The following is a 21,955-nucleotide window of genomic DNA, read 5'->3' on the forward strand; positions in this document are numbered from 1 at the left end:
CATGTCCGCTGCCGCTCAGCACCGCAGTACCAGAAGCTCCCGCATCGTCCGCAAGCTCGCCGTCCTCGGCACGGGTGCCGCCGTCCTCGCCCTGCCGATCATGGGCGCGACCAGCGCCTCCGCCGCCACCCCCACCGTGGCCACCGCCACCTCGCTGGGCTACGCCAACAACCTCGACGGCTGGATCCGGGCCTCCCTCCACGTCATGGCGCAGCACGGGATCCCGGGCACCTACAACGGCATCTACCGCAACGTGATCCGTGAGTCCTCGGGCAACCCGTACGCGATCAACAACTGGGACTCCAACGCGCTCGCGGGCACCCCGTCCAAGGGTCTGCTGCAGGTCATCGACCCGACCTTCACCGCCTACCACGTCTCCGGCACCTCCTGGGACCCCTACGACCCGGTCGCCAACATCACCGCCGCCTGCAACTACGCGGCCGCGCGCTACGGTTCGATCGACAACGTGTACGGCGCCTACTGAGCCGACCGGTCAGAACAGTCTCTCGAGGACGACGGCGATGCCGTCGTCCTCGTTCGACAGGGTGATCTCGTCGGCCACCGCCTTGAGTTCGGGATGGGCGTTGGCCATGGCGACGCCGTGGGCGGCCCAGTCGAACATCGGGATGTCGTTGGGCATGTCACCGAAGGCGATGGTCTGCCGCGGGCCGAGCCCCAGGTGTTCGGCGGCCAGCGCGAGGCCGGTGGCCTTGGTGATGCCGCACGGCTGGAGTTCCACGGTCCCCGGGCCCGACATGGTGACGGTGGCCAGCGAGCCGACCACCGAGCGCGCCGTCGCCGCCAACTCGTCGTCGGACAGGTCCGGATGGCGCAGCAGCACCTTGCTGATGGGCTCGCACCACAGGTCGTCGCGCCGGCCGACCCGTACGGCGGGCAGGGTGGGGTGCGGCATGAGGTACCCGGGTTCGATGAGTGTGAGGCCGTCGACGCCGTCCTGGTCGACGGCCGCGTACACCTGGCCCACCTCGGCCTCGATCTTGCCGAGCGCCGTCTCGGCCAGCTCCCGGTCCAGCGTGACGGACCACAGCAGACGGTCCGCGCGGTGGTCGTACACCTGCGCGCCCTGACCGCACACCGCGAGCCCCCGACCGCCCAGGTCGTCGAGGAGCGGCCGCACTCTGGGAGCCGGCCGGCCGGTCACCACGAGGTGCCGGACACCGGCGCCGGCCACGCGCGCGAGGGCGGCGAGAGTCCGGTCGGAGAGGGTGTCGTCACCTCGGAGCAGGGTGCCGTCCAGGTCGGTGGCGATGAGTGCAAATGCGGTGGGTGCGGCCATGATCAGAGAATACGGAGCGCACGTCGCACCGACTCATCGCGAACCGGTCGACCGGTCCGTTCTCCCCCGCCCCTGCGTCAACTCCCGTATGCCCGGCAGGTGTCGCTCAACTCCCTTGTCGTCGGCGGGTGTAGGCGAACTCGCGAGGAGCGCCGGGCGCACGCGCTCCTCGCCGGTCGGCGGTGGGCGGTGGGCGGTGGGCGGTGGGCGGTGGGCGGTGGGCGGTGGGCGGTTCAGCCGTGTGCTGCCGCCAGGTGCCTCGCCAGCCGCGGGGAGGCGAACTCCGTGCCGCACACGAAGCGCATCACCGGTCCGTACGAGGCCGCGGCCGGCAGGCCGGTGAAGTACAGGCCGGGGACCGAGGACACGTACCCGGCGCCCAGCCGGGGCGCGCCGCGGCTGACGGCGACACGGGTGCGCAGCTCGGGCCCGAGGAAGTCCATCGCCGCGATGTCCACGCGGTAGCCGGTCGCCGCGATGACGTGGTCCGCCGCCAGCTTCTCGGTCTGACCGCCGAAGGTGCGCACCGTGAGCGTCGGGCTGCCACCGTCCTCGTGGGTCGCCACGATCCCGTCGACCTCGGTGACCTGCACCTTGCCCTCGAAGCGGTCGCGCAGCCACCACGCGCCGAGCGGGCCGAGGACCCGGCGGACGAGGTAGTGGCGCGCCCCGGCCGGCAGACGGCGGTAGGGGTGCGGGTAGTAGCTCAGTGCCCACAGCGACCAGGCACGGCCGAAGGGCGACTCGGGGCGCAGCCTGGGCTGGTCCCAGGGCGGTGCCCCGAAGGCGACCTTGCCTCGGCCGCGGGAGACCACCCTCACCTGGGCGCCCGCCTCCGCCGCCAGCACCGCCGTCTCCAGCGCCGACTGGCCGGCGCCGACCACGATCAGGTCCTTGCCGGCGTAGCGCGTGAGGTCGTGGTGCTGGGAGCTGTGGGAGACCGGGCCCGTGGGGCTGGGGCCGTCCGGCGCCGCGGCCAGTTCCGCGGGGAGGTGGGCGAGGCCGTGCAGGCCGGTCGCCACGACGACCGCGCGGGCGGTGAACAACTCGCCGGAGTCCAGTTTCAGTTCGAAGCCGCCGCCGCTCGCCCGGTCGACCGAGACCACCCGCACCTGCTCCAGCTGGGGCACCAGCTTCTGCTGGAACCACTCGCCGTAGGCGATGAAGGTCTCGACCGGGATGATGTCCTCGTCCGTCACCAGCCGCTTGACGCCGGCGGCGTCGCAGTAGTCGGCGAGGGTGTGCCCCTGCTGCGGCGCGTCCAGGCTGGAGGCCACGGGCGTCGACTTCAGGAGCATCCGGGCGGGCATGTGGTCGCGCCAGCTGACCATGGGCTCGCCGAAGACGCGGACCGGGATGCCGCGTGCGCGCAGATGGGCGGCGGTGGACAGGCCGAACGGCCCGGCGCCGATGATCGCAACCGGTTGAATCACGAAGTCCCTCCCCAGGACGCTGATTTCGCCACTTCGTGTGGTTCGGCTCGGACGGCTGACCGGTCGGCTAGCCCTCCGAACTGGTGGTGCCGCCGCGGCGGTTGGTCCGCCACAGCTGATACAGGTGCTTCGCGCCCGGCCGCGCGAAGCGTGCGAGCATCGTGAGGAACGGCAGCGGGTCGTCACCCGCGAGCCAGGCCAGCTCCGTCCCGCTCGCACGGGCCGGCGCGTGCGGCGTCGTGTAGCCGCTGCGGCGGTAGGCGAGCAGGGCGGGCAGGTCGATGTTCTCCACGATGTACCGGTGACCGGCTCGCTGTTCCCCCTCCGGGACGGTGCGGCCGGTCAGGTCCAGATGCATGGCGCGGACGACGTCCACCCCCGACTCGTTCTCGAAGAGCCGGAACTGGGCGCCCACGCGCGGGTTGAAGTCGAGGAGCTTGTACTGACCGTCGCGCCGGTCGAAGCGCAGGTCGAGGTCGATGATGCCGGTGAAGCCGATCTGTTTGATGAAACGCGCGGCGATGTCCGCGAGTTCCGGGTTGTCGACGACGTACGCGTTCGCCGTCATTCCGGCGTGCGGCGGCCAGGAGCGCACCTTCACGCCGGTGAACATGGCGAGCGGGGTGGAGTCCTGGTCGAAGTAGGCGTGCACGATCCAGTCCTCTGCGTCCTCCCTGGGCAGGTACTCCTGGAGGATCACCCCGGGCCGCTGGCCCCAGTCGCGGGCGAGCCGCAGCAGGCCCTCGCGGGTGCGGATGCGTGTCGTGCCGTTCACCGCGGGCCGCCTGCGCCGCAGGAACGCCTCGCGGTTCTTGGCCACCACCGGGAAGCGGGCCTTCTCGGCGAAGGCCACGATGTCGTCGTACGACCCCGGGAACGCTGCCGTCGGGCTGGGGATGCCGTGCTCCACGCACAGCTCGTGCAGGCCCTGCTTGCTCGCCAGGCGGCGCGGCAGGTCGGGCTCCACGCGTGGGAAGAGGAAACGGCCCGCGAGGTCGCCCTGGTGCTCGGCGATCAGGACGGCGGCCTCCTCGTCGGTGGGCACCAGGACGGTGGGGCGGCCGATGCGCCGCCCGATGCGCAGCAGGCCCTCCACCAGGTGGCCCGGGTCCTCCGTGCCGGTGGTCGGCCAGACGAAGGCCCGCTTGAGATAACGCGAGGAGGCGGCGGGTGTGTAGGGGTCCTCGGTGATCGCGTACATGGGGATGCCCAGCCGGCCCAGACTGCGGATCGCGCCCACGCCGCCGTGGTGCAACGGATAGTCGCCGAACTTGACGATCAGGCCCGGCACGTCACGGTCCGCCTGGAACGGCACACTGCTCGTGCTCCTGGCCACGGGTCCCCCCACGTGTCCCCCCTACGGACCGGACCCACCCCGTCCGTGTCCCCCAAAGGACGCTAAGCCGGAATTGCCCACTCCGACAAGGCCAATTCGGACATTGCAAACTCTTTAGACACTGCCCAAGAGGGCGGCCCCGGCCGTAACGTGTGGCACGGCCAGCAGAAACGCACGAAAGTGAGGCAGCACCCCATGCCCCCCTTCGATGTTCCCGAAGGCGATCCCTTCGGTCCGCACAACCTTCCGTACGGCGTGTTCTCGCCCGCCGGTTCGGCTCGGCGAGGCGTCGGCGTCCGGCTCGGCGACCATGTCCTGGACGCGGGCGCGGCGGCGCGGGCGCTCGGCTCGCCGTACGCCTCGCTCCTGGCGCAGCCCTCGCTGAACCCGCTGCTCGCCGCGGGTAGCACCGTCTGGTCGGACGTGCGGCGCGCGCTGACGGAGTGGGTGACCGTGCCGGCGCGTCAGGAGGCGATCGCGGGCTTCCTGCACCCTCTGTCCTCGGTGGCCCTGCACCTCCCCTTCGAGGTCGCGGACTACGTCGACTTCTACGCCTCCGAGAATCACGCGCGGAACGTCGGCCAGATCTTCCGCCCCGACGCGGCGGACTCGCTGACGCCGAACTGGAAGCACCTCCCGATCGGCTATCACGGACGGTCGGGCACCGTGGTGGTCTCCGGCACCGATGTCGTACGGCCCTCGGGCCAGCGGAAGGCTCCGGGGGACGCGGAGCCGGTCTTCGGGCCGTCGGTCCGCCTCGACATCGAGGCCGAGGTGGGATTCGTGGTGGGTGTGCCGTCCGCCATGGGAACGCCCGTGGGACTCGCGGAGTTCCCTGAGCACGTGTTCGGGCTGTGCCTGCTCAACGACTGGTCGGCGCGGGACGTCCAGGCCTGGGAGTACGTCCCGCTCGGCCCGTTCCTCGGCAAGTCCTTCGCCACCTCGGTGTCCGCGTGGATCACTCCGCTGGAGGCGCTGGAGCACGCGCGTGTGGCGCCGCCGCGGCGCACGCACGCGTTGCTGCCGTATCTGGACGACTCGGGTCCGGACGCCGAGCCCGGGGGCTACGACCTGCGGATCTCCGTCGCGATCAACGGCCATGTCGTCTCCGAGCCGCCCTTCTCCACCATGTACTGGACGGCCGCGCAGCAGCTGGCCCACATGACCGTGAACGGGGCCTCCCTGCGGACGGGCGACCTCTACGGGTCGGGCACGGTGAGCGGGCCGGAGCCGGCGCAGCGCGGGTCGCTGCTGGAGCTGACCTGGAACGGACGGGATCCGCTGGAACTTCCGGAGGGCAAGCGGACGTTCCTGGAGGACGGGGACGTGGTGACGCTCTCGGCGTGGGCGCCGGGGCCGGACGGGGTGCGGCTGGGTCTGGGCGAGGTGACGGGGCGGATCGTGGCGGGGTGATGCGGCCGAGGGAGCCTGTGAACAGGCCGGTCGTGGGTGAGGGACCGCTCGGCGAGGGGAGGATCTTCGGAGCCTGGCGGGGAGTTGGGGTGTGACGGTGACTGCACGGGACGTAGTGGGTCGCTCTTGTCTCCTGACTCCGGCGTCCTTCGCCGTCATACTGGCGGCGGGCGACTTGCGCGCCGAGCCGGTTGCCCCGCCCTCGCCCCTTTCCTCCGACCAGGATCCGGAGCCCGTGGCATGACCTTCTGCCTGCTCCTGCTGAGTGTCGTGGCCCTGACGGCCGCCGTGCCGGTCCCGCGTGCCCTGGTGCGGGCCGGCTGGCCCGAGCGGGAGCCCGTGGTCGCGCTGTGGGTGTGGCAGTGCCTGGTGGCCACGGTCCTGATGTGCTGCCTGGCGGCGCTGCTGCTCGGCGCGGCGGCCGTGTTCGGCACGGTGCGCGCCCAGCTCTTCGCGCCCGCGCCACCGGCGGTCACCGCCGCCTACGACCTGTCCGTCGCGCCCGTGTGGGCCGCCGCCCTCACGGTGCTGCTGGCCTGCGGTGCCGCCTGGACGACCGCGATGCTCGGCCGCGAACTGGTCGAGGCGCGGCGGCGGCGCGGGGTGACCCGGGCGCATCTGCGCGAGCGGGCGCCCGAGCTGCCGGCCGGCCTCGAGGCGGCGGCGCGCGGGCCGCTGCTGGTGCTGGAGGACGAGTACCCCGACGCCTGGTGGATGCCGGGGCACCCGCCGCAGCTCGTCGTGACGACGGGCGCGCTGCACCGGCTCACCGACCACCAGCTGGACGCCGTACTCACGCACGAGCGGGACCACGCGCGGGCCCACCACGACTGGCTGCTGCATCTGTCGACCGCGCTGGCCACCGGGTTTCCCCGGGTGCCGCTGTTCGCCCACTTCTGCGACCAGACACACCGGCTGGTGGAACTGGCGGCGGACGACACCGCGTCACGGCGGTGCGGGCACCTGACGACCGCGCTGGCACTGATCGAGCTGAACCAGCACCGCGGGGTGCTGTCCTGCGCCTCCAGCCACCGGCTGCTGGGCGAGCGGGTGGACCGGCTGCTGGAGCCGCCGCTGAGGCTGGGGCGGCGGCACCGGGCGCTGACGGCGACAGTGGCCGCGCTCGTGCCGCTGCTGCCGCTGCTGATCACGTTCGCTCCCGGACTGACCGCCTTGTCCTGACTGGCAGATCTTGCCCCACACCAGCCGTTTCCGCAGGTCAGTGCCTTGCCTGACGGGTCGACAGGTGGCGCAACACTGGCGCAACACTTCATTCCCTACCTGCTCGGTATGGTTCGAGACATGCCACCGAGCGACCGCATCCGAGACTACGCCGGACAGGGCGCGACCACCGTCGCAGCCCACCGTGCGCGGCGCCGGCTGCGCGCCGACCAGGCACGGCAGCTCGCCGACCTGCTCCGTCAGCAGCTGCTGGCCGGCGGCTTCCCGGACGGCACGCTGCCGCACGAGACGACCCTCGCGGCGGACTACCGCGCCACCCGCAACACCGTCCGCCAGGCCCTGGACCTGCTGAGGGCCGAGGGACTCGTCGAGCGTCAGCCCGGGGTCGGCACCGTCGTAGTGGGGCGGAAGTACCCGCACGGTCTCGACCGGCTGATGGGCCTCGCCGAGACCCTCCACGAGCACGGCCGGGTCACCAACGAGGTCCGCACGATGGGCCCCGCCCCCGCGCCCGCCCCGGTCGCCGAACGCCTGCGGGTCCCCGCCGGCGCCGACGTCCTCTACATCGAACGCCTGCGCAGACTCAACGGCATCCCCCTCTCCCTCGACCTGACCTACATCCCGCTCGACATCGGCACCGCCCTGCTCGGCGCCGACCTGGAGAACACCGACGTCTTCCGCCTCATCGAGGCCATCACCGGCCGGCGGCTCGGCCACGCCGAGATCACCCTGGAGGCGGTCAACGCGGACGCCCACTCCGCCGCCGTGCTCGAAGCACCGCGCGGCGCGGCCGTCCTCATGCTGGACCGGCTCACGCACCTCGCCGACGGCCGCCCGGTCGACCTGGAGTTCATCCGCTTCCGCGGCGACCGCATCACCATGAGCGGCCTGCTGCACCGCTCCCTCTAGTTCCCGTCCTGCCAGTCGCCTCCTGCCAGTCGCCTCCTGCCAGTCCCCCCTTCTGCCAGTCCCCTTACCGCTCATCCCTTTCCTGACCCGTTTCCTGGAGACAGCCATGCCTTTGGCGCCCCAGCGGGCCGACGTGCCCGTGACCATCGACGAGTCGAAGTGCATCGACGGCTGCACCCTCTGCGTGGACATGTGCCCGCTGGACTCCCTCGCCATCGACGACAGCAGCGGCAAGGCGTACATGCACGTCGACGAGTGCTGGTACTGCGGCCCGTGCGCGGCCCGCTGTCCCACCGGAGCCGTGACGGTCAACATGCCCTATCTGCTCCGGTGAGAGGCCCGAACTCCCGTGAAACGCACCGTACTTGCGAACCCACTCGTGAAGCGCACCACCCTTCTCGTGGCCGCGGCCCTGCTGTTGCTCCCCCTGACCGCCTGCGGCGGCAGTGCCGAGGCCGGTGACGGCAAGAACGTCACCATCACCGTCGGCTACCAGTCCAAGACCATCAACACGGTCACCGCGGGCACCCTCCTGCGCTCCCTCGGCTACTTCGAGCGCGACCTCAACGCCCTCAACGACGGTCACACCTACAAGGTCGACTGGCAGGACTACGCCACCGGCGCCCCCATCACCGCGCAGATGACCGCGGGGAAGATCGACATCGGCTCGATGGGCGACTTCCCCCTGCTCATCAACGCGGCCCGGGGCAAGCAGCTCGGCAGGCCGACCCTCCTGGTCGCCGTCACCGGCTACAACCTGCGCGGCGGCCTCAACACGATCGTCACCTCCCCCGACTCCAAACTGGCCTCCCTCGCCGACCTCAAGGGCAAGAAGGTCTCCACCAGCGTCGGCTCCGCGGCCGACGGCACGCTCGTACGGGCCCTGCAACGGGCCGGCATCGACCCGGACAAGGGCATCGAGAAGCTCAACCAGCAGCCCGCGGTGGGCGCTTCGGCCCTGTCGGCGGGCAGTGCGGACGCACTGTCCCAGTTCGTCGCCTGGCCCGGACTGCTCGCCTTCCAGGGCAAGGCGAAGGCCCTGTACGACGGCGCCGAGCTGAACCTCCCCACCTTCCACGGTGTCACCGCCCGCGAGGACTTCGCCAAGCAGCGGCCGGCCGTCCTGGAGGCCTTCCTCAAGGCCCAGTCGGAGGCCACCGACTACCTCGACGCCCACCCGGTCGCCGCCGCCGAGTCGGTCGCCAAGGCCACCGGACTGCCGCCCGAGGTCGTCTACCTCTACAACGGCGCCCACGGCATCTCCACCTTCGACCCGGCGATCAAGCCGCAGTTGGTCTCCGCGCTGAAGCAGGACGTCTCGGTCCTGAAGTCGGCCAAGCTGACCGGGGACATCGACGTGGACGCCTTCGTCGACGACCAGTACGTCAAGAAGGCCCTCGGCGCGGACTACGCCCAGCAGCTCGCCGCGGCGCCCCCGGCGGCGACCGGCGAGGTCTGGCCCAAGGGCGCCGAAAAGACACTGAGCTCCAAGACGCCCGACCAGCTGCTGAGTTACGTGGCCCGGCACAAGGACGGCATCCGCGCCGCCTACGTCCCCGACGCGACCACCGGCACCCTCTGGTTCGCCGACAAGGCGATCTGGGTGACCGACGGCAAGCAGCTCCTGCCCTTCCTGGCCCCGGAGACGGCGCGGGCGTACGTCGCCGCACACGGAGGCGCACGGGTCGTGACGTACGCGGACGCGCTGGGGCGGGCGTCGTGAGCCGGCGGCCCCTCGCCCGCTATGCGCTGAGGGTGACCTCCCTCACCGTCGCCCTCGGGGTCTGGCAGCTGCTGACCAGCTTGAACGTCGATCTGTGGCTGCGTTTCTCGCAGTTCCCGACGGTCGCCGACGTGGCCCGGGCCTTCGCCGACCGGCTGTCCGGTCTCGACTACTGGACGGACCTCACCGACAGCCTGACCCGTATCCTCACCGGCTTCCTCCTCGCCGCCGTCCTGGGTGTGGCGACGGGCGTACTCGTGGCGCGCTCCCGCCTCGCCGAGGACGTGCTCGGTCCGTTGCTGGAGGTCGTCCGCCCGATTCCGGCGATCGCCCTGGTCCCGGTCGCGATCCTCCTCTTCCCCTCCAACGAGCAGGGCATCGTCTTCATCACCTGCACGGCCGCCTTCTTCCCGGTCCTGGTCTCCACCCGGCACGCGGTCCGCGCGCTGACGCCCGTGTGGGAGGAGGCGGTGCTCACCATGGGCGGCGGCCGGCGGCGGGTCCTCGGCTCGGTCGTGCTGCCGGGCGCGCTGCCCGGCATCTTCGGCGGACTGTCGGTCGGCATCGGCGTCTCGTGGATCTGCGTGATCTCCGCCGAGATGATCTCCGGCCAGTACGGCGTCGGCTACCGCACCTGGCAGGACTACACGGTCGTCAACTACGCGGGCGTCTTCGTCGGCATGGTCACGATCGGCGTACTCGGCTGGCTCACCTCCACGGCCGTGGAACTGCTCGGCCGCCGTCTCACCCGGTGGCTGCCGCGGACCTCCTACGTCCCCGGCGTACGCCCCCGAGCGACCGTCCCGGTGTCCCCCGCCGCCGCGGTCACGAAGACCGAGACCGCCCCGTCGACCGAGGAGACACGCGATGAGCACCTCGTCTGACACGGAAGTGACCACCCCGGAGGTGACCGGCCCCGAAGCCTCGCGCCCTCTCCTCCCGGAGAGGGAGGGGCAAGCGCCGGGCGCGGTACGGGGCACGCGCCTCGCCCTCCGGCACGCCGCCCTCGGCCGTCCGGACGCCGCCGTCCTGTCGGACGTCGACCTGGACATCGCCCCCGGCGAGATCCTCACCGTCGTCGGCGCCTCCGGCTGCGGCAAGTCGACGCTGCTGCGCACCCTGGCCGGGCTGCTGCCGCTGCTCGCCGGCGAGATCACCCAGGACGGCGGCCCGCTGACCGGTCCCGCCGCCGACCGCGCCCTGGTCTTCCAGGAGGACGCCCTCCTGCCCTGGCGCACCCTGCGCGCCAACGTCGAACTCCCGCTCGCCATCAAGGGCCTGTCCCGCACCGAACGCCGGTCCCAGGCCGACGCCTGGCTCGACCGCGTCGGACTCGCCGCGCACGCACGGCAGTTGCCGCACCGCGTCTCCGGCGGGCAGCGCCAGCGCGCCCAGCTGGCCCGCGCGCTCGCGGGGGCGCCCCGCGCCGTCCTCATGGACGAACCCTTCGGCGCCCTCGACGCCCAGACCCGCGCCGGCATGCAGGACCTGCTGGTGGATGTGCTCGGCGGCACGGGCGCGACCGTCGTCTTCGTCACCCACGACGTGGACGAGGCGCTCTTCCTCGGTGACCGCGTGGCCCTGCTCGGCAACGGCCGGCTGACAGCCGTGCGTGAGGTGCCGCGCCCGCGTGACCGCACGGTGCACGACGACCCCGCACGCGTGGCCCTGCGCCGCGACGTCCTCTCCTCGCTCGGAACGTGACCCGGACCGGCACTCGGACGGTTTCCCGGACGGTGACTCGTATGGTGAAAGGCACTCTGGTGGACACCCCTCTGCAGATCCCCGCCCTCGACGAGGCGGAGGAGATCTCCTGCGACGTCCTCGTCGTCGGCGGCGGCACCGCCGGCACCATGGCCGCGCTGACTGCCGCCGAGCACGGCGCGAACGTGCTGCTGCTGGAGAAGGCCCACGTCCGCCACTCCGGCGCGCTCGCCATGGGCATGGACGGCGTCAACAACGCGGTCATCCCCGGCCGCGCCGAGCCCGACGACTACGTGGCCGAGATCACCCGCGCCAACGACGGCATCGTGGACCAGTCCACCGTCCGCCAGACCGCCACCCGCGGCTTCGCCATGGTGCAGCGGCTCGAGTCGTACGGCGTGAAGTTCGAGAAGGACGAGCACAGCGACTACGCGGTCCGCCAGGTGCACCGCTCCGGCTCCTACGTGCTGCCGATGCCCGAGGGCAAGGACGTCAAGAAGGTCCTGTACCGGCAGCTGCGGCGGCGCGAGATGCGGGAGAGGATCCGCATCGAGAACCGCGTGATGCCGGTGCGCGTGCTGACGTCCCCCGAGGACGGGCGGGCCGTGGGGGCGGTCGGCTTCAACACGCGTACGGGCGCGTTCGTCGTGGTGCGCGCCGGCGCGGTGATCCTGGCGACCGGCGCCTGCGGCCGCCTCGGACTCCCCGCCTCCGGCTACCTGTACGGCACCTACGAGAACCCGACCAACGCGGGCGACGGCTACGCGATGGCGTACCACGCGGGCGCCGAGCTCACCGGCATCGAGTGCTTCCAGATCAACCCGCTGATCAAGGACTACAACGGCCCCGCCTGCGCCTACGTCGCCAACCCCTTCGGCGGCTACCAGGTCAACCGGCACGGCGAACGCTTCGTCGACTCCGACTACTGGTCCGGCCAGATGATGGCCGAGTTCGCGGCGGAGGTCGCGTCCGACCGGGGGCCGGTGTACCTGAAGCTGAGTCATCTCCCGGAGGAGTCGATCTCCGCCCTGGAGTCGATCCTGCACTCCACGGAGCGGCCCACGCGCGGGACCTTCCACTCCGGCCGCGGCCACGACTACCGCACCCACGACGTGGAGATGCACATCTCCGAGATCGGCCTGTGCGGCGGCCACTCGGCCTCGGGGGTACGGGTGGACGACCACGCCCGGACGACCGTGCCGCGGCTGTACGCCGCCGGTGACCTGGCCTGCGTGCCGCACAACTACATGATCGGCGCGTTCGTCTTCGGTGACCTCGCGGGGGCGGACGCGGCCCAGTACTCCCCGTACGAAGGGGAGTTGTCCGCCGACCAGTTGCGTGAGGCGCACGAGCTGATCTACCGCCCGCTGCGCAATCCGGACGGCCCGCCGCAGACCCAGGTCGAGTACAAGCTGCGCCGCTTCGTGAACGACTACGTGGCGCCGCCGAAGTCGGGTGCCCGGCTCTCGCTCGCCCTCGAGGCCTTCGAGCGGATGCGCGACGACATCGCGGCGATGGGTGCACGGACCCCGCACGAGCTGATGCGGTGCGCCGAGGTCACCTTCATCCGCGACTGCGCGGAGATGGCCGCGCGCGCGTCGCTGGCCCGCACGGAGTCCCGCTGGGGCCTGTACCACGACCGCCTGGACCATCCTCATCGCGACGACACCTCCTGGTTCCACCATCTCGATCTCCACAAGTCCCCCTCCGGTGCGATGGAGTTCACGGCCCGTCCCGTGGCTCCCTACCTCGTGCCCATCGACGAGTTCACGCCGGTGGGCGGCCCCTCCCGCCACCTCGGCGAGGTCCACGCCGAGCAGGTCGCCACGGCCGGGTCACGGGACGTGGCACCGGTGGCGACGGGCTCGGTCACAGGTGACGTGCCGGTGGCGGCGGGTGCGGTCACTGGCGGCGTGTCGGTGGCGCCGCCGGCCCCCGCCTCCGACGTCGCGTCCCCCGATGACCCCGAGCGGGCCTCGGCACGCCTCCTCGAACTCGTCGCCCTCGCCGAGGAGGAACCCGAACTCGACGCTCTGCGGCCCTACTTGACCGACCCGGCGCCCGCCGTCCGCCGTGAGGCCGTCGCCGTCCTCACGGAGACGGTGCCGCCGGGGACGGGCCCCGCCCTCGCCGAGGCTCTGCGCGACAGCGCCGCCGAGGTGCGGGCCGCGGCCGCCGCCTCACTCCGCGAACTCGTCGAGACACTGCCCGCGGAGGCCGCTCTCCGGGACGGCCTCGCCGCCGCGCTGACCGTGGCCGACCCGGTCGTCCGTGCCGCCGCTCTGGACGTCCTGCGCGCCCTGCGCCTGGGTGACGCGGAGCTGTTCGCCGGGGCGTTGACCGACACGGAGATCCCGGTCCGCATCGAGGCCGTCCGCGCCCTGGTCTCGGTCGACGCCGCCACGGAACTGGCCCGGGCCGCCACCGCCGACCCGTCCCGCGAGGTCCGGGTGACCTTCGCCAGGGCACTGGCGACGGTGTGGGCGGAGGACGCGGCAGGGACCGTCGATTCCGACGACACCGTGCCCGGCAGCCCGTCGGCCACCATCCTCGCCGCCCTCGCCGACCTCGCCCAGGACCCCGACGCGCTGGTCCAGGGGGCCGCCTACGGGGCGCTCGGTACGACCGGGTGTCCGCCGCCGTTGGCCGCACGTGCCGTCGCCGCCCTGTCCGCCTCCGCGTGGCAGGTCCGGTCGGGCGCCGCGACCGCGCTGTCCGCCGCCGAGTCCGACGTGGCCGTCCCCGCCCTGGCGAAGGCACTCGCCGACCCGAACGCCGACGTCCGCAAGGCCGCCGTACTGGCCCTGACCCGGCACAACGACACCGCCGACGCCCACGCGGCCCTCGCCACGGCCACGACGGACACCGACGCGGACGTCAGGGCGTACGCGGCGCGGGCGCTGTGACGGTCACCTGGCGGCAGCCCACGGCACCCCGGCCGCCTATATCCAGTCGTCCGGCTCCGGCTCCGTGTCCATCTCGGGCCAGTCGTCGTGCGTCTGTCTGTCGTCCGCCGCCGGCTTGTCGTCCGTCGCCTGGCCGTCCGTCGCCTGCTGACCGTCCGTCGCCGGAGCCGCACCCGGGGCATCGCCCAGTGAGGCCAGTACCGCCAGCACACCCTCCCCGTACGTCGTCAGCTTCTTCTCACCGACGCCGCTGATGCCGCCGAGCTGCCGTACCGACGTCGGCCAGGCCAGGGCGATCTCCCGCAGCGTCGCGTCGTGGAAGATGACGTACGCCGGGACGCCCTGCTCCCGGGCCTGCTCGGCGCGCCAGGCGCGCAGGGCCTCGAACGCCGGCTGCAGTGCCTCGGGCAGCTCCACCGCGGCGGCCTTGGCCTTGCGCTCGCCGCGCCCGGTGGACGAGGACGCCGACCGCGAGGTCGCCGGCTTCTTCGGCTCCTTGCGCAGCGGCACCTCCCGCTCGCGCCGCAGCACCGATCCGCTGGCCTCGGTCAGCACCAGCGTGCCGTACTCGCCCTCGACCGCGAGCAGTCCCTGGGCCAGCAACTGCCGTATGACGCCCCGCCATTCGCCCTCGGTCAGCTCCTCGCCGATGCCGAACACGGACAGCTGGTCGTGGTCGAACTGGATGACCTTGCCGGTGCGCTTGCCCAGGAGGATGTCGATGATCTGCACCGCGCCGAACTTCTGCCCACGCTCCCGCTGCAGCCGCACCACCGTCGACAGCACCTTCTGCGCGGCGACCGTGCCGTCCCAGGTCTCGGGCGGGGTCAGGCAGGTGTCGCAGTTGCCGCAGCCGGCCGGGGCGGGTTCCTGACCGAAGTAGTTCAGCAGCTGTCCGCGCCGGCACCGGGCCGTCTCGCACAGCGCCAGCATCGAGTCCAGGTGGGCGGCGGCCCGCCGCCGGAACGCCTCGTCGCCCTCGCCGAGCTGGATCAGCTTGCGCTGCTGTATGACGTCGTTGAGGCCGTACGCCATCCAGGCCGTCGACGGCAGACCGTCGCGGCCCGCGCGGCCCGTCTCCTGGTAGTAGCCCTCGACCGACTTGGGCAGGTCGAGGTGGGCGACGAAGCGGACGTCCGGCTTGTCGATGCCCATGCCGAAGGCGATGGTCGCCACCACGACCAGACCCTCCTCCCGCAGGAACCGGGCCTGGTGCGCCGCGCGCGTGCCCGCGTCCAGGCCGGCGTGGTACGGGACCGCCTCGATGCCGTTGCGGCTGAGGAACTCCGCCGTCGCCTCCACGGACTTGCGCGACAGGCAGTACACGATGCCCGCGTCGCCCGCGTGCTCCTCTCTGAGGAAGCCCAGCAGCTGCTTCTTGGGGTCGGCCTTGGGCACGATCCGGTACTGGATGTTGGGCCGGTCGAAGCTCGCCACGAAGTGCCGGGCCGTCGGCATGTGCAGCCGCTCGGTGATCTCCTGGTGCGTCGCGTGCGTGGCCGTGGCCGTGAGCGCGATGCGCGGCACGTCCGGCCAGCGCTCGCCGAGCAGGGACAGGGCCAGGTAGTCGGGGCGGAAGTCGTGGCCCCACTGGGACACGCAGTGCGCCTCGTCGATCGCGAAGACGGAGATCTTGCCGCGGGAGAGGAGATCGAGGGTGGAGTCGAGCCGGAGCCGCTCCGGCGCCAGGTACAGCAGGTCCAGCTCCCCGGCCAGGAACTCGGCCTCCACCACCCTGCGCTCGTCGAAGTCCTGCGTGGAGTTCATGAACCCGGCGCGCACGCCGAGCGCCCGCAGCGCGTCCACCTGGTCCTGCATCAGCGCGATGAGCGGGGAGACCACCACGCCCGTACCGGGCCTGACCAGGGCCGGGATCTGGTAGCAGAGCGACTTGCCGCCACCGGTCGGCATGAGGACCACGGCGTCGCCGCCGGCCACCACATGCTCGATCACCGCCTCCTGCTCGCCGCGGAAGGCCTCGTACCCGAAGACCCGGTGCAGCGTGGCCAGCGCCTCGCTCTCAGTCGCCCCTGCCGTCCCGGTCACCCTTGGCATCGCGCTGATCCCGCCCATCCCGCCCATAGTCCTGTCCCCCGTACGTCGTCCCTCGACCACTGCCTCCACGATAGGGGCCGGGACCGACAGTCATGGAGTTGTCCACAGGCTCTCCCTGGTGACGTTCGGTGGTCATTCGAACGGACGTCGTCACGTGGCGTGCGCACACCACGGGGGACAAGCTGCTCGGGCGGGACCGGGGGCCCGCTCCGCCGAACCTCAAGAGGAGTGTCAGCATGTCCTTTCGGCCCCGCAGAGCCGTCCTCGCCGTGGCGACGGCCGCGTCCTTCTTCCTCGCGGCCGTTCCCGCGCAGGCCGACCCCGATCCCGACCTGTCCGCCTGGCCCGGCCTGGCCCTGACGTACACAACGACGGCGCAGTACGCGTACGAGCCGTTCGCCGAGGCCGGCGGATACCTCCCCACCGACGACTGCGTCGCTTCGGCCGAGGGCGGCGCGGGTTACCACTACGTCAATGCGCAGTACGTCGGTTCACTCGATCCGGCCACACCGGCGGCTCTGCTCTACGCGGGACCGGGCACCGGCAGCGCACGCCGGCTCGTCGCGGTGGAGTGGATCGTCAAGGACACGGGGCAGGCCACACCGACCCTGTTCGGCCAGACCTTCCAGCGGGACCAACGCCCGGGCTACTTCACTCTTCACGCCTGGATCTACCAGCCGAACCCCGAGGGGCTGTTCGCACCGATGAACCCCGACGTGACCTGCCCGACGGCCTGACCGCGCACGGCAAAGGGCCCCGGCTCCCGCGAAAGGGATCCGGGGCCCACGCCCTCGCATGGCAGATCAGCGCACGAACACTCCCGCCTGGCTCGCCAGGTCCAGGAAGTACTGCGGTGCGATACCGAGGACCAGCGTGACCACCACACCGAGCCCGATGGCGGTCATCGTCAGCGGGGACGGCACGGCGACCGTGGGACCCTCGGGCCTGGGCTCGCTGAAGAACATCAGCACGATCACGCGGATGTAGAAGAAGGCCGCGACCGCGGACGAGATCACACCGATCACGACCAGCGGAGCCGCCCCGCCCTCCGCCGCCGCCTTGAACACGGCGAACTTCCCGGCGAAGCCGGAGGTCAGCGGGATGCCGGCGAAGGCCAGCAGGAACACCGCGAACACGGCCGCCACCAGCGGTGAACGGCGGCCGAGTCCGGCCCACTTGGACAGATGGGTGGCCTCGCCGCCCGCGTCGCGCACCAGGGTGACGACGGCGAAGGCGCCGATGGTCACGAAGGAGTACGCGGCCAGGTAGAAGAGGACGGACGAGACGCCGTCCTTCGAGGTCGCGATGACACCCGCGAGGATGAATCCCGCGTGCGCGATCGACGAGTACGCCAGCAGCCGCTTGATGTCCGTCTGGGTGATCGCGACGATCGCACCGCCCAGCATGGTGACGATCGCGACGGCCCACATGACCGGCCGCCAGTCCCAGCGCAGGCCGGGCAGGACGACGTACAGCAGACGCAGCAGCGCGCCGAAGGCCGCCACCTTCGTCGCCGCCGCCATGAACCCGGTCACCGGGGTCGGCGCGCCCTGGTAGACGTCCGGCGTCCACATGTGGAACGGGACGGCGCCCACCTTGAACAGCAGCCCCATGACGATCATCGCGCCGCCGACCAGCAGCAGCGCGTCGTTGCCCATGGTGTCCGCGAGCGCCGGGTCGACGTTGGTGACCGTGCCGTCGACGACCCGCGCGATCGTCCCGTACGACACCGAGCCCGCGTACCCGTACAGCAGCGCGATGCCGAACAGCGTGAACGCCGAGGCGAAGGCGCCGAGCAGGAAGTACTTGACCGCGGCCTCCTGCGACATGAGCCGCTTGCGGCGGGCCAGGGCGCACAGCAGGTAGAGCGGGAGGGAGAAGACCTCCAGGGCCACGAAGAGGGTCAGCAGGTCGTTGGCCGAGGGGAAGACCAGCATTCCGGAGACCGCGAACAGCAGCAGCGGGAACACCTCGGTGGTGGTGAACCCGGCCTTCACGGCCGCCTTCTCGCTGTCGCTGCCCGGCACGGACGCGGCCTGCGCGGCGAAGGAGTCGACCCGGTTGCCGTGCGCCGCCGGATCCAGGCGCCGCTCGGCGAAGGTGAACAGGCCGACCAGGCCGGCCAGCAGGATCGTGCCCTGCAGGAACAGGGACGGTCCGTCGACCGCGATCGCGCCCATCGCCGCGATGTGCGCCTTGGTGGTGCCGTATCCGTCGGCCGCGAGCGCCACGACCGCCGCGAAGGCGGCGACGAGCGCGACGGCGGAGACGAACACCTGGGCGTAGTAACGCGATTTGCGCGGCACGAACGCCTCGATCAGTACCCCGACGATCGCCGCGCCCACGACGATCAGGGTGGGCGACAACTGCCCGTACTCGATCTTCGGCGCGTTGATCTTCGAGATCGGTTCGGCCGCCGTGGCCGCCGTTGTCCACAGGCTGTGGACGGCTGCTGCGCTCACTTGGCCACCGCCTCCACCTCGGGCTTGGGGTCCTTCTTGTGTACGTCGGACAGGGTCGACTTCACGGCCGGGTTGACGATGTCCGTCACCGGCTTCGGGTAGACGCCCAGGAAGACCAGCAGAACGATCAGCGGAGCGACGACCACCAGCTCACGGGCTCTGAGGTCGGGCATCGCGGAGACCTCCGGTTTCACCGGGCCCGTCATCGTCCGCTGGTAGAGGACGAGGGCGTACAGCGCGGCGAGGACGATGCCGAAGGTGCCGATGATGCCGATCGCCGGGTAACGCGTGAACGTGCCGACCAGGACGAGGAACTCGCTCACGAAGGGCGCGAGCCCCGGCAGGGAGAGCGTGGCCAGCGTGCCGATCAGGAACGTGCCGGCGAGCACCGGGGCGACCTTCTGCACCCCGCCGTAGTCGGCGATGAGCCGCGAGCCGCGCCGGGAGATGAGGAACCCGGCCAGCAGCATCCACGCGGCCGTGGAGATCCCGTGGTTGACCATGTAGAGCGTCGCGCCGGACTGGCCCTGGCTGGTCATCGCGAAGATGCCCATGATGATGAAGCCGAAGTGCGAGATCGACGCGTACGCCACCAGGCGCTTGATGTCCCGCTGGCCGACCGCGAGCAGCGCGCCGTAGACGATGCTGATGAGCGCCAGGACGAGGATCACGGGGGTCGCCCACTTGCTGGCCTCCGGGAAGAGCTGGAGGCAGAAGCGGAGCATCGCGAAGGTGCCCACCTTGTCGACGACCGCCGTGATGAGGACGGCGACCGGGGCGGTGGACTCCTGCATGGCGTTGGGCAGCCAGGTGTGCAGCGGCCACAGCGGCGCCTTCACCGCGAAGGCGAAGAAGAAACCGAGGAACAGCCAGCGTTCGGTGCTGGTCGCCATGTGGAGCGAGCCGTTCGCGCGGGCCTGGGCGATCTCCTGGAGGCTGAAGTTCCCGGCGACCACGTACAGGCCGATCACCGCGGCCAGCATGATGAGGCCGCCGACCAGGTTGTAGAGGAGGAACTTCACGGCCGCGTAGGACCGTTGCGTGGACGCCGCCTCCTCGCCGTGCTCGTGGGCACGGTCCCCGAAGCCGCCGATGAGGAAGTACATCGGGATGAGCATGGCTTCGAAGAAGATGTAGAAGAGAAAGACGTCCGTGGCCTCGAAGGAGATGATCACCATCGCCTCGACGCCCAGGATCAGGGCGAAGAAGCCCTGTGTGGGACGCCAGCGGCGGCTTCCGGTCTCCAGCGGGTCGGCGTCGTGCCAGCCCGCGAGGATGATGAACGGGATCAGCAGGGCGGTCAGCGCGATCAGCGCCACCGCGATGCCGTCCACGCCGAGTTCGTACCGGACCCCGAAGTCCTTGATCCAGGCGTGGGATTCGGTGAGCTGGTAACGGCCGCCGTCGGGGTCGAAGCGGACCAGGACGGTGATGGCCAGGGCGAGGGTGGCGAGCGAGACGGTCAGCGCCAGCCACTTGGCGGCGGTGCGCCGCGCGGCCGGTACGGCGGCTGTGGCGATCGCGCCGATCGCCGGGAGCACCGCCGTCGCTGTCAGCAGAGGAAAGGACATCGGTATCAGACCGCCCTCATCAGCAGGGTCGCGGCGACGAGGATCGCCGCGCCGCCGAACATCGAGACCGCGTAGGAGCGCGCGAAGCCGTTCTGCAGCCTGCGCATCCGTCCGGACAGGCCCCCGACCGAGGCCGCCGTGCCGTTGACGACGCCGTCGACCAGGGTGTGGTCGACGTACACCAGGGAGCGGGTGAGGTGCTCGCCGCCGCGGACCAGGACGACGTGGTTGAAGTCGTCCTGCAGCAGGTCGCGCCGGGCGGCCCGGGTGAGCAGCGACCCGCGCGGGGCGACGGACGGCACCGGGCGGCGGCCGTACATGGCGTACGCGATGCCGACGCCGATGACCAGGCAGACCATCGTCGCGCCGGTGACGGCCCCCGCGCTGAGCGGGGAGTCGCCCTCGCTGTGGCCGGTGACGGGCTCCAGCCAGTGCAGGAAGCGGTCGCCGATGCCGAAGAACCCGCCGGCGAAGACCGAGCCGAAAGCCAGCACGATCATCGGGATCGTCATGACCTTCGGGGACTCGTGCGGGTGCGGCTCGGCGTGCTCGCCGCGGTGCTCGGCGGCGGGCTCCGCGCTCGGCGCCTCGGGCGAGCGGGTGGGCTGGTTCTTCCAGCGCTCCTCTCCGAAGAACGTCATCAGCATCACGCGCGTCATGTAGAACGCGGTGATGGCGGCGCCCACCAGGGCGCAGGTGCCCAGGATCCAGCCCTCGGTGCCGCCCTTGGCGAAGGCGGCCTCGATGATCTTGTCCTTGGAGTAGAAGCCGGACAGGAACGGGAAGCCGATGATCGCGAGGTAGCCGAGGCCGAAGGTGATGAAGGTGATCGGCATGTACTTGCGGAGGCCGCCGTACTTGCGCATGTCGACCTCGTCGTTCATGCCGTGCATGACCGAACCGGCACCGAGGAAGAGCCCGGCCTTGAAGAAGCCGTGCGTCACCAGGTGCATGATCGCGAAGACGTAGCCGATGGGGCCGAGACCCGCCGCCAGCACCATGTAGCCGATCTGCGACATGGTCGAGCCGGCCAGCGCCTTCTTGATGTCGTCCTTCGCGCAACCGACGATCGCACCGAACAGGAGCGTGACGGCTCCGACCACGGTGACCGCCGTCTGCGCGTCCGGCGCGCCGTTGAAGATCGACGCGGAGCGCACGATCAGGTAGACGCCCGCGGTCACCATCGTCGCCGCGTGGATGAGGGCCGAGACCGGGGTCGGGCCCTCCATCGCGTCCCCGAGCCAGGACTGCAGCGGCACCTGGGCGGACTTGCCGCAGGCGGCGAGCAGGAGCATCAGGGCGATGGCGGTGAGCTTGCCCTCCGAGGCGTCCCCCGCGTGGCTGAAGACGGGTCCGAAGGCGAAGGTGCCGAACGTCGTGAACATCAGCATGATCGCGATGGACAGGCCCATGTCGCCGACGCGGTTGACCAGGAAGGCCTTCTTCGCCGCCGTCGCCGCGCTGGGCTTGTGCTGCCAGAAGCCGATGAGGAGGTACGAGGCGAGGCCGACGCCCTCCCAGCCGACGTACAGCAGCAGGTAGTTGTCGGCGATGACCAGGAGCAGCATCGCCGCGAGGAAGAGGTTCAGATAGCCGAAGAAGCGGCGGCGGCGCTCGTCGTGCTCCATGTACCCGACCGAGTACAGGTGGATCAGCGAGCCGACGCCGGTGATCAGCAGGACGAACGTGATCGAGAGCTGGTCGAGGCGGAAGGTGACGTCCGCCTGGAAGCTCTCGACGGGGATCCACGTCCACAGGTGCTGCATGAGGGTGCGGTGTTCGGCGTCCTTGCCGAGCAGGTCGGCGAAGAGGATGACGGCGAACACGAAGGAGGCGGTCGACATCAGGACGCCGATCCAGTGGCCGACGGCATCGAGCCGCCGGCCGCCGCACAGCAGTACGGCCGCTCCGAGCAGTGGCGCCGCCACCAGCAGCGCAATCAGGTTCTCCACGATTCAGCGACC

General features: G+C 71.3%; 17 protein-coding genes. 10 read left to right on the forward strand and 7 right to left on the reverse strand.

Going from position 1 to position 21,955, the window contains the following annotated elements; all coding sequences use genetic code 11:
* Position 1 precedes the first annotated feature (1 nt).
* Positions 2-484: a transglycosylase SLT domain-containing protein gene (locus MKW14_RS30335; RefSeq protein WP_240867884.1), complete on the forward strand. Its 483-nt coding sequence runs from the start codon at positions 2-4 to the stop codon at positions 482-484.
* A 9-nt stretch (positions 485-493) separates the two neighbouring features.
* On the opposite strand, the gene MKW14_RS30340 is transcribed toward MKW14_RS30335, so the two are convergent.
* From MKW14_RS30340 to MKW14_RS30350, 3 genes are all read right to left on the reverse strand, one after another.
* Entirely contained in the window at positions 494-1,297 is an 804-nt protein-coding gene (locus tag MKW14_RS30340) for an HAD family hydrolase (RefSeq protein ID WP_240867887.1), read from the reverse strand.
* A gap of 233 nt (positions 1,298-1,530) precedes the next feature.
* A complete protein-coding gene (locus MKW14_RS30345) occupies positions 1,531-2,730 on the reverse strand; it encodes an NAD(P)-binding domain-containing protein (protein ID WP_240867889.1) in 1,200 nt (399 codons plus the stop codon).
* A 67-nt stretch (positions 2,731-2,797) separates the two neighbouring features.
* Positions 2,798-4,066, reverse strand: a complete 1,269-nt coding sequence (locus tag MKW14_RS30350) for a carboxylate--amine ligase (protein ID WP_240867892.1) — start codon at positions 4,064-4,066, stop codon at positions 2,798-2,800.
* A 195-nt stretch (positions 4,067-4,261) separates the two neighbouring features.
* Here MKW14_RS30350 and fahA point away from each other — a divergent pair, with 195 nt between their 5' ends.
* The 8 genes from fahA (at position 4,262) to MKW14_RS30390 (ending at position 13,903) form a co-directional block, all read left to right on the forward strand.
* Positions 4,262-5,479: a fumarylacetoacetase gene (gene fahA / locus MKW14_RS30355; RefSeq protein ID WP_240867893.1), complete on the forward strand. Its 1,218-nt coding sequence runs from the start codon at positions 4,262-4,264 to the stop codon at positions 5,477-5,479.
* A gap of 240 nt (positions 5,480-5,719) precedes the next feature.
* The gene (locus MKW14_RS30360) at positions 5,720-6,661 is read left to right on the forward strand and encodes a M56 family metallopeptidase (RefSeq protein ID WP_240867895.1); all 942 of its coding nucleotides are present in this window, start codon (positions 5,720-5,722) and stop codon (positions 6,659-6,661) included.
* A 120-nt stretch (positions 6,662-6,781) separates the two neighbouring features.
* A complete protein-coding gene (locus MKW14_RS30365; RefSeq protein WP_240867898.1) occupies positions 6,782-7,570 on the forward strand; it encodes a GntR family transcriptional regulator in 789 nt (262 codons plus the stop codon).
* Between the two features lie 106 nt (positions 7,571-7,676).
* On the forward strand, positions 7,677-7,904 hold the full coding sequence (locus MKW14_RS30370) for a 4Fe-4S dicluster domain-containing protein (protein WP_016437651.1): 228 nt from the start codon (positions 7,677-7,679) through the stop codon (positions 7,902-7,904).
* Positions 7,905-7,949: 45 nt separating this feature from the next.
* The gene (locus tag MKW14_RS30375) at positions 7,950-9,293 is read left to right on the forward strand and encodes an ABC transporter substrate-binding protein (protein WP_240867901.1); all 1,344 of its coding nucleotides are present in this window, start codon (positions 7,950-7,952) and stop codon (positions 9,291-9,293) included.
* Positions 9,290-10,177, forward strand: a complete 888-nt coding sequence (locus MKW14_RS30380) for an ABC transporter permease (RefSeq protein ID WP_240867903.1) — start codon at positions 9,290-9,292, stop codon at positions 10,175-10,177. The genes MKW14_RS30375 and MKW14_RS30380 overlap by 4 nt, the downstream gene beginning before the upstream one ends.
* A complete protein-coding gene (locus MKW14_RS30385; protein ID WP_240867905.1) occupies positions 10,161-10,997 on the forward strand; it encodes an ABC transporter ATP-binding protein in 837 nt (278 codons plus the stop codon). Before MKW14_RS30380 ends, MKW14_RS30385 begins: the two co-directional genes overlap by 17 nt.
* A gap of 41 nt (positions 10,998-11,038) precedes the next feature.
* A complete protein-coding gene (locus MKW14_RS30390; protein ID WP_240867907.1) occupies positions 11,039-13,903 on the forward strand; it encodes a fumarate reductase/succinate dehydrogenase flavoprotein subunit in 2,865 nt (954 codons plus the stop codon).
* A 36-nt stretch (positions 13,904-13,939) separates the two neighbouring features.
* Here MKW14_RS30390 and recQ read toward each other — a convergent pair whose 3' ends face one another.
* Complete coding sequence (gene recQ, locus MKW14_RS30395; protein ID WP_240868055.1) at positions 13,940-15,985, reverse strand: DNA helicase RecQ; 2,046 nt, start codon at positions 15,983-15,985, stop codon at positions 13,940-13,942.
* A 209-nt stretch (positions 15,986-16,194) separates the two neighbouring features.
* On the opposite strand from recQ, the gene MKW14_RS30400 reads away from it, so the two are divergent.
* Positions 16,195-16,695, forward strand: coding sequence for a hypothetical protein (locus tag MKW14_RS30400; protein WP_240867909.1), 501 nt, complete (start codon positions 16,195-16,197; stop codon positions 16,693-16,695).
* Positions 16,696-16,761: 66 nt separating this feature from the next.
* Here MKW14_RS30400 and nuoN read toward each other — a convergent pair whose 3' ends face one another.
* The 3 genes from nuoN to nuoL are packed head-to-tail and all read right to left on the reverse strand — an operon-like array spanning position 16,762 to position 21,943.
* Positions 16,762-18,420: an NADH-quinone oxidoreductase subunit NuoN gene (gene nuoN, locus MKW14_RS30405; RefSeq protein ID WP_240867910.1), complete on the reverse strand. Its 1,659-nt coding sequence runs from the start codon at positions 18,418-18,420 to the stop codon at positions 16,762-16,764.
* Positions 18,417-19,991 carry an NADH-quinone oxidoreductase subunit M gene (locus MKW14_RS30410; RefSeq protein WP_240867912.1) on the reverse strand — a complete coding sequence of 525 codons (1,575 nt, stop codon included), beginning with the start codon at positions 19,989-19,991 and terminating at the stop codon, positions 18,417-18,419. Before MKW14_RS30410 ends, nuoN begins: the two co-directional genes overlap by 4 nt.
* Before the next feature lie 5 nt (positions 19,992-19,996).
* On the reverse strand, positions 19,997-21,943 hold the full coding sequence (nuoL, locus tag MKW14_RS30415; RefSeq protein WP_240867914.1) for an NADH-quinone oxidoreductase subunit L: 1,947 nt from the start codon (positions 21,941-21,943) through the stop codon (positions 19,997-19,999).
* Between the last annotated feature and the right edge of the window lie 12 nt (positions 21,944-21,955).

This window comes from Streptomyces gilvus (genome assembly GCF_022513565.1).
GTDB classification, from domain to species: domain Bacteria; phylum Actinomycetota; class Actinomycetes; order Streptomycetales; family Streptomycetaceae; genus Streptomyces; species Streptomyces gilvus.

Excerpts from the sequence above, each read along its gene's own strand:
- MKW14_RS30365 (WP_240867898.1), top strand. The coding sequence starts at position 6,782 with ATGCCACCGAGCGACCGCATCCGAGACTACGCCGGACAGGGCGCGACC.
- fahA (WP_240867893.1), top strand. The coding sequence starts at position 4,262 with ATGCCCCCCTTCGATGTTCCCGAAGGCGATCCCTTCGGTCCGCACAAC.
- MKW14_RS30385 (WP_240867905.1), top strand. The coding sequence starts at position 10,161 with ATGAGCACCTCGTCTGACACGGAAGTGACCACCCCGGAGGTGACCGGC.
- MKW14_RS30370 (WP_016437651.1), top strand. The coding sequence starts at position 7,677 with ATGCCTTTGGCGCCCCAGCGGGCCGACGTGCCCGTGACCATCGACGAG.
- MKW14_RS30390 (WP_240867907.1), top strand. The coding sequence starts at position 11,039 with ATGGTGAAAGGCACTCTGGTGGACACCCCTCTGCAGATCCCCGCCCTC.
- MKW14_RS30410 (WP_240867912.1), bottom strand. The coding sequence starts at position 19,991 with ATGTCCTTTCCTCTGCTGACAGCGACGGCGGTGCTCCCGGCGATCGGC.
- MKW14_RS30335 (WP_240867884.1), top strand. The coding sequence starts at position 2 with ATGTCCGCTGCCGCTCAGCACCGCAGTACCAGAAGCTCCCGCATCGTC.
- MKW14_RS30340 (WP_240867887.1), bottom strand. The coding sequence starts at position 1,297 with ATGGCCGCACCCACCGCATTTGCACTCATCGCCACCGACCTGGACGGC.
- recQ (WP_240868055.1), bottom strand. The coding sequence starts at position 15,985 with ATGGGCGGGATGGGCGGGATCAGCGCGATGCCAAGGGTGACCGGGACG.
- MKW14_RS30400 (WP_240867909.1), top strand. The coding sequence starts at position 16,195 with ATGTCCTTTCGGCCCCGCAGAGCCGTCCTCGCCGTGGCGACGGCCGCG.
- MKW14_RS30360 (WP_240867895.1), top strand. The coding sequence starts at position 5,720 with ATGACCTTCTGCCTGCTCCTGCTGAGTGTCGTGGCCCTGACGGCCGCC.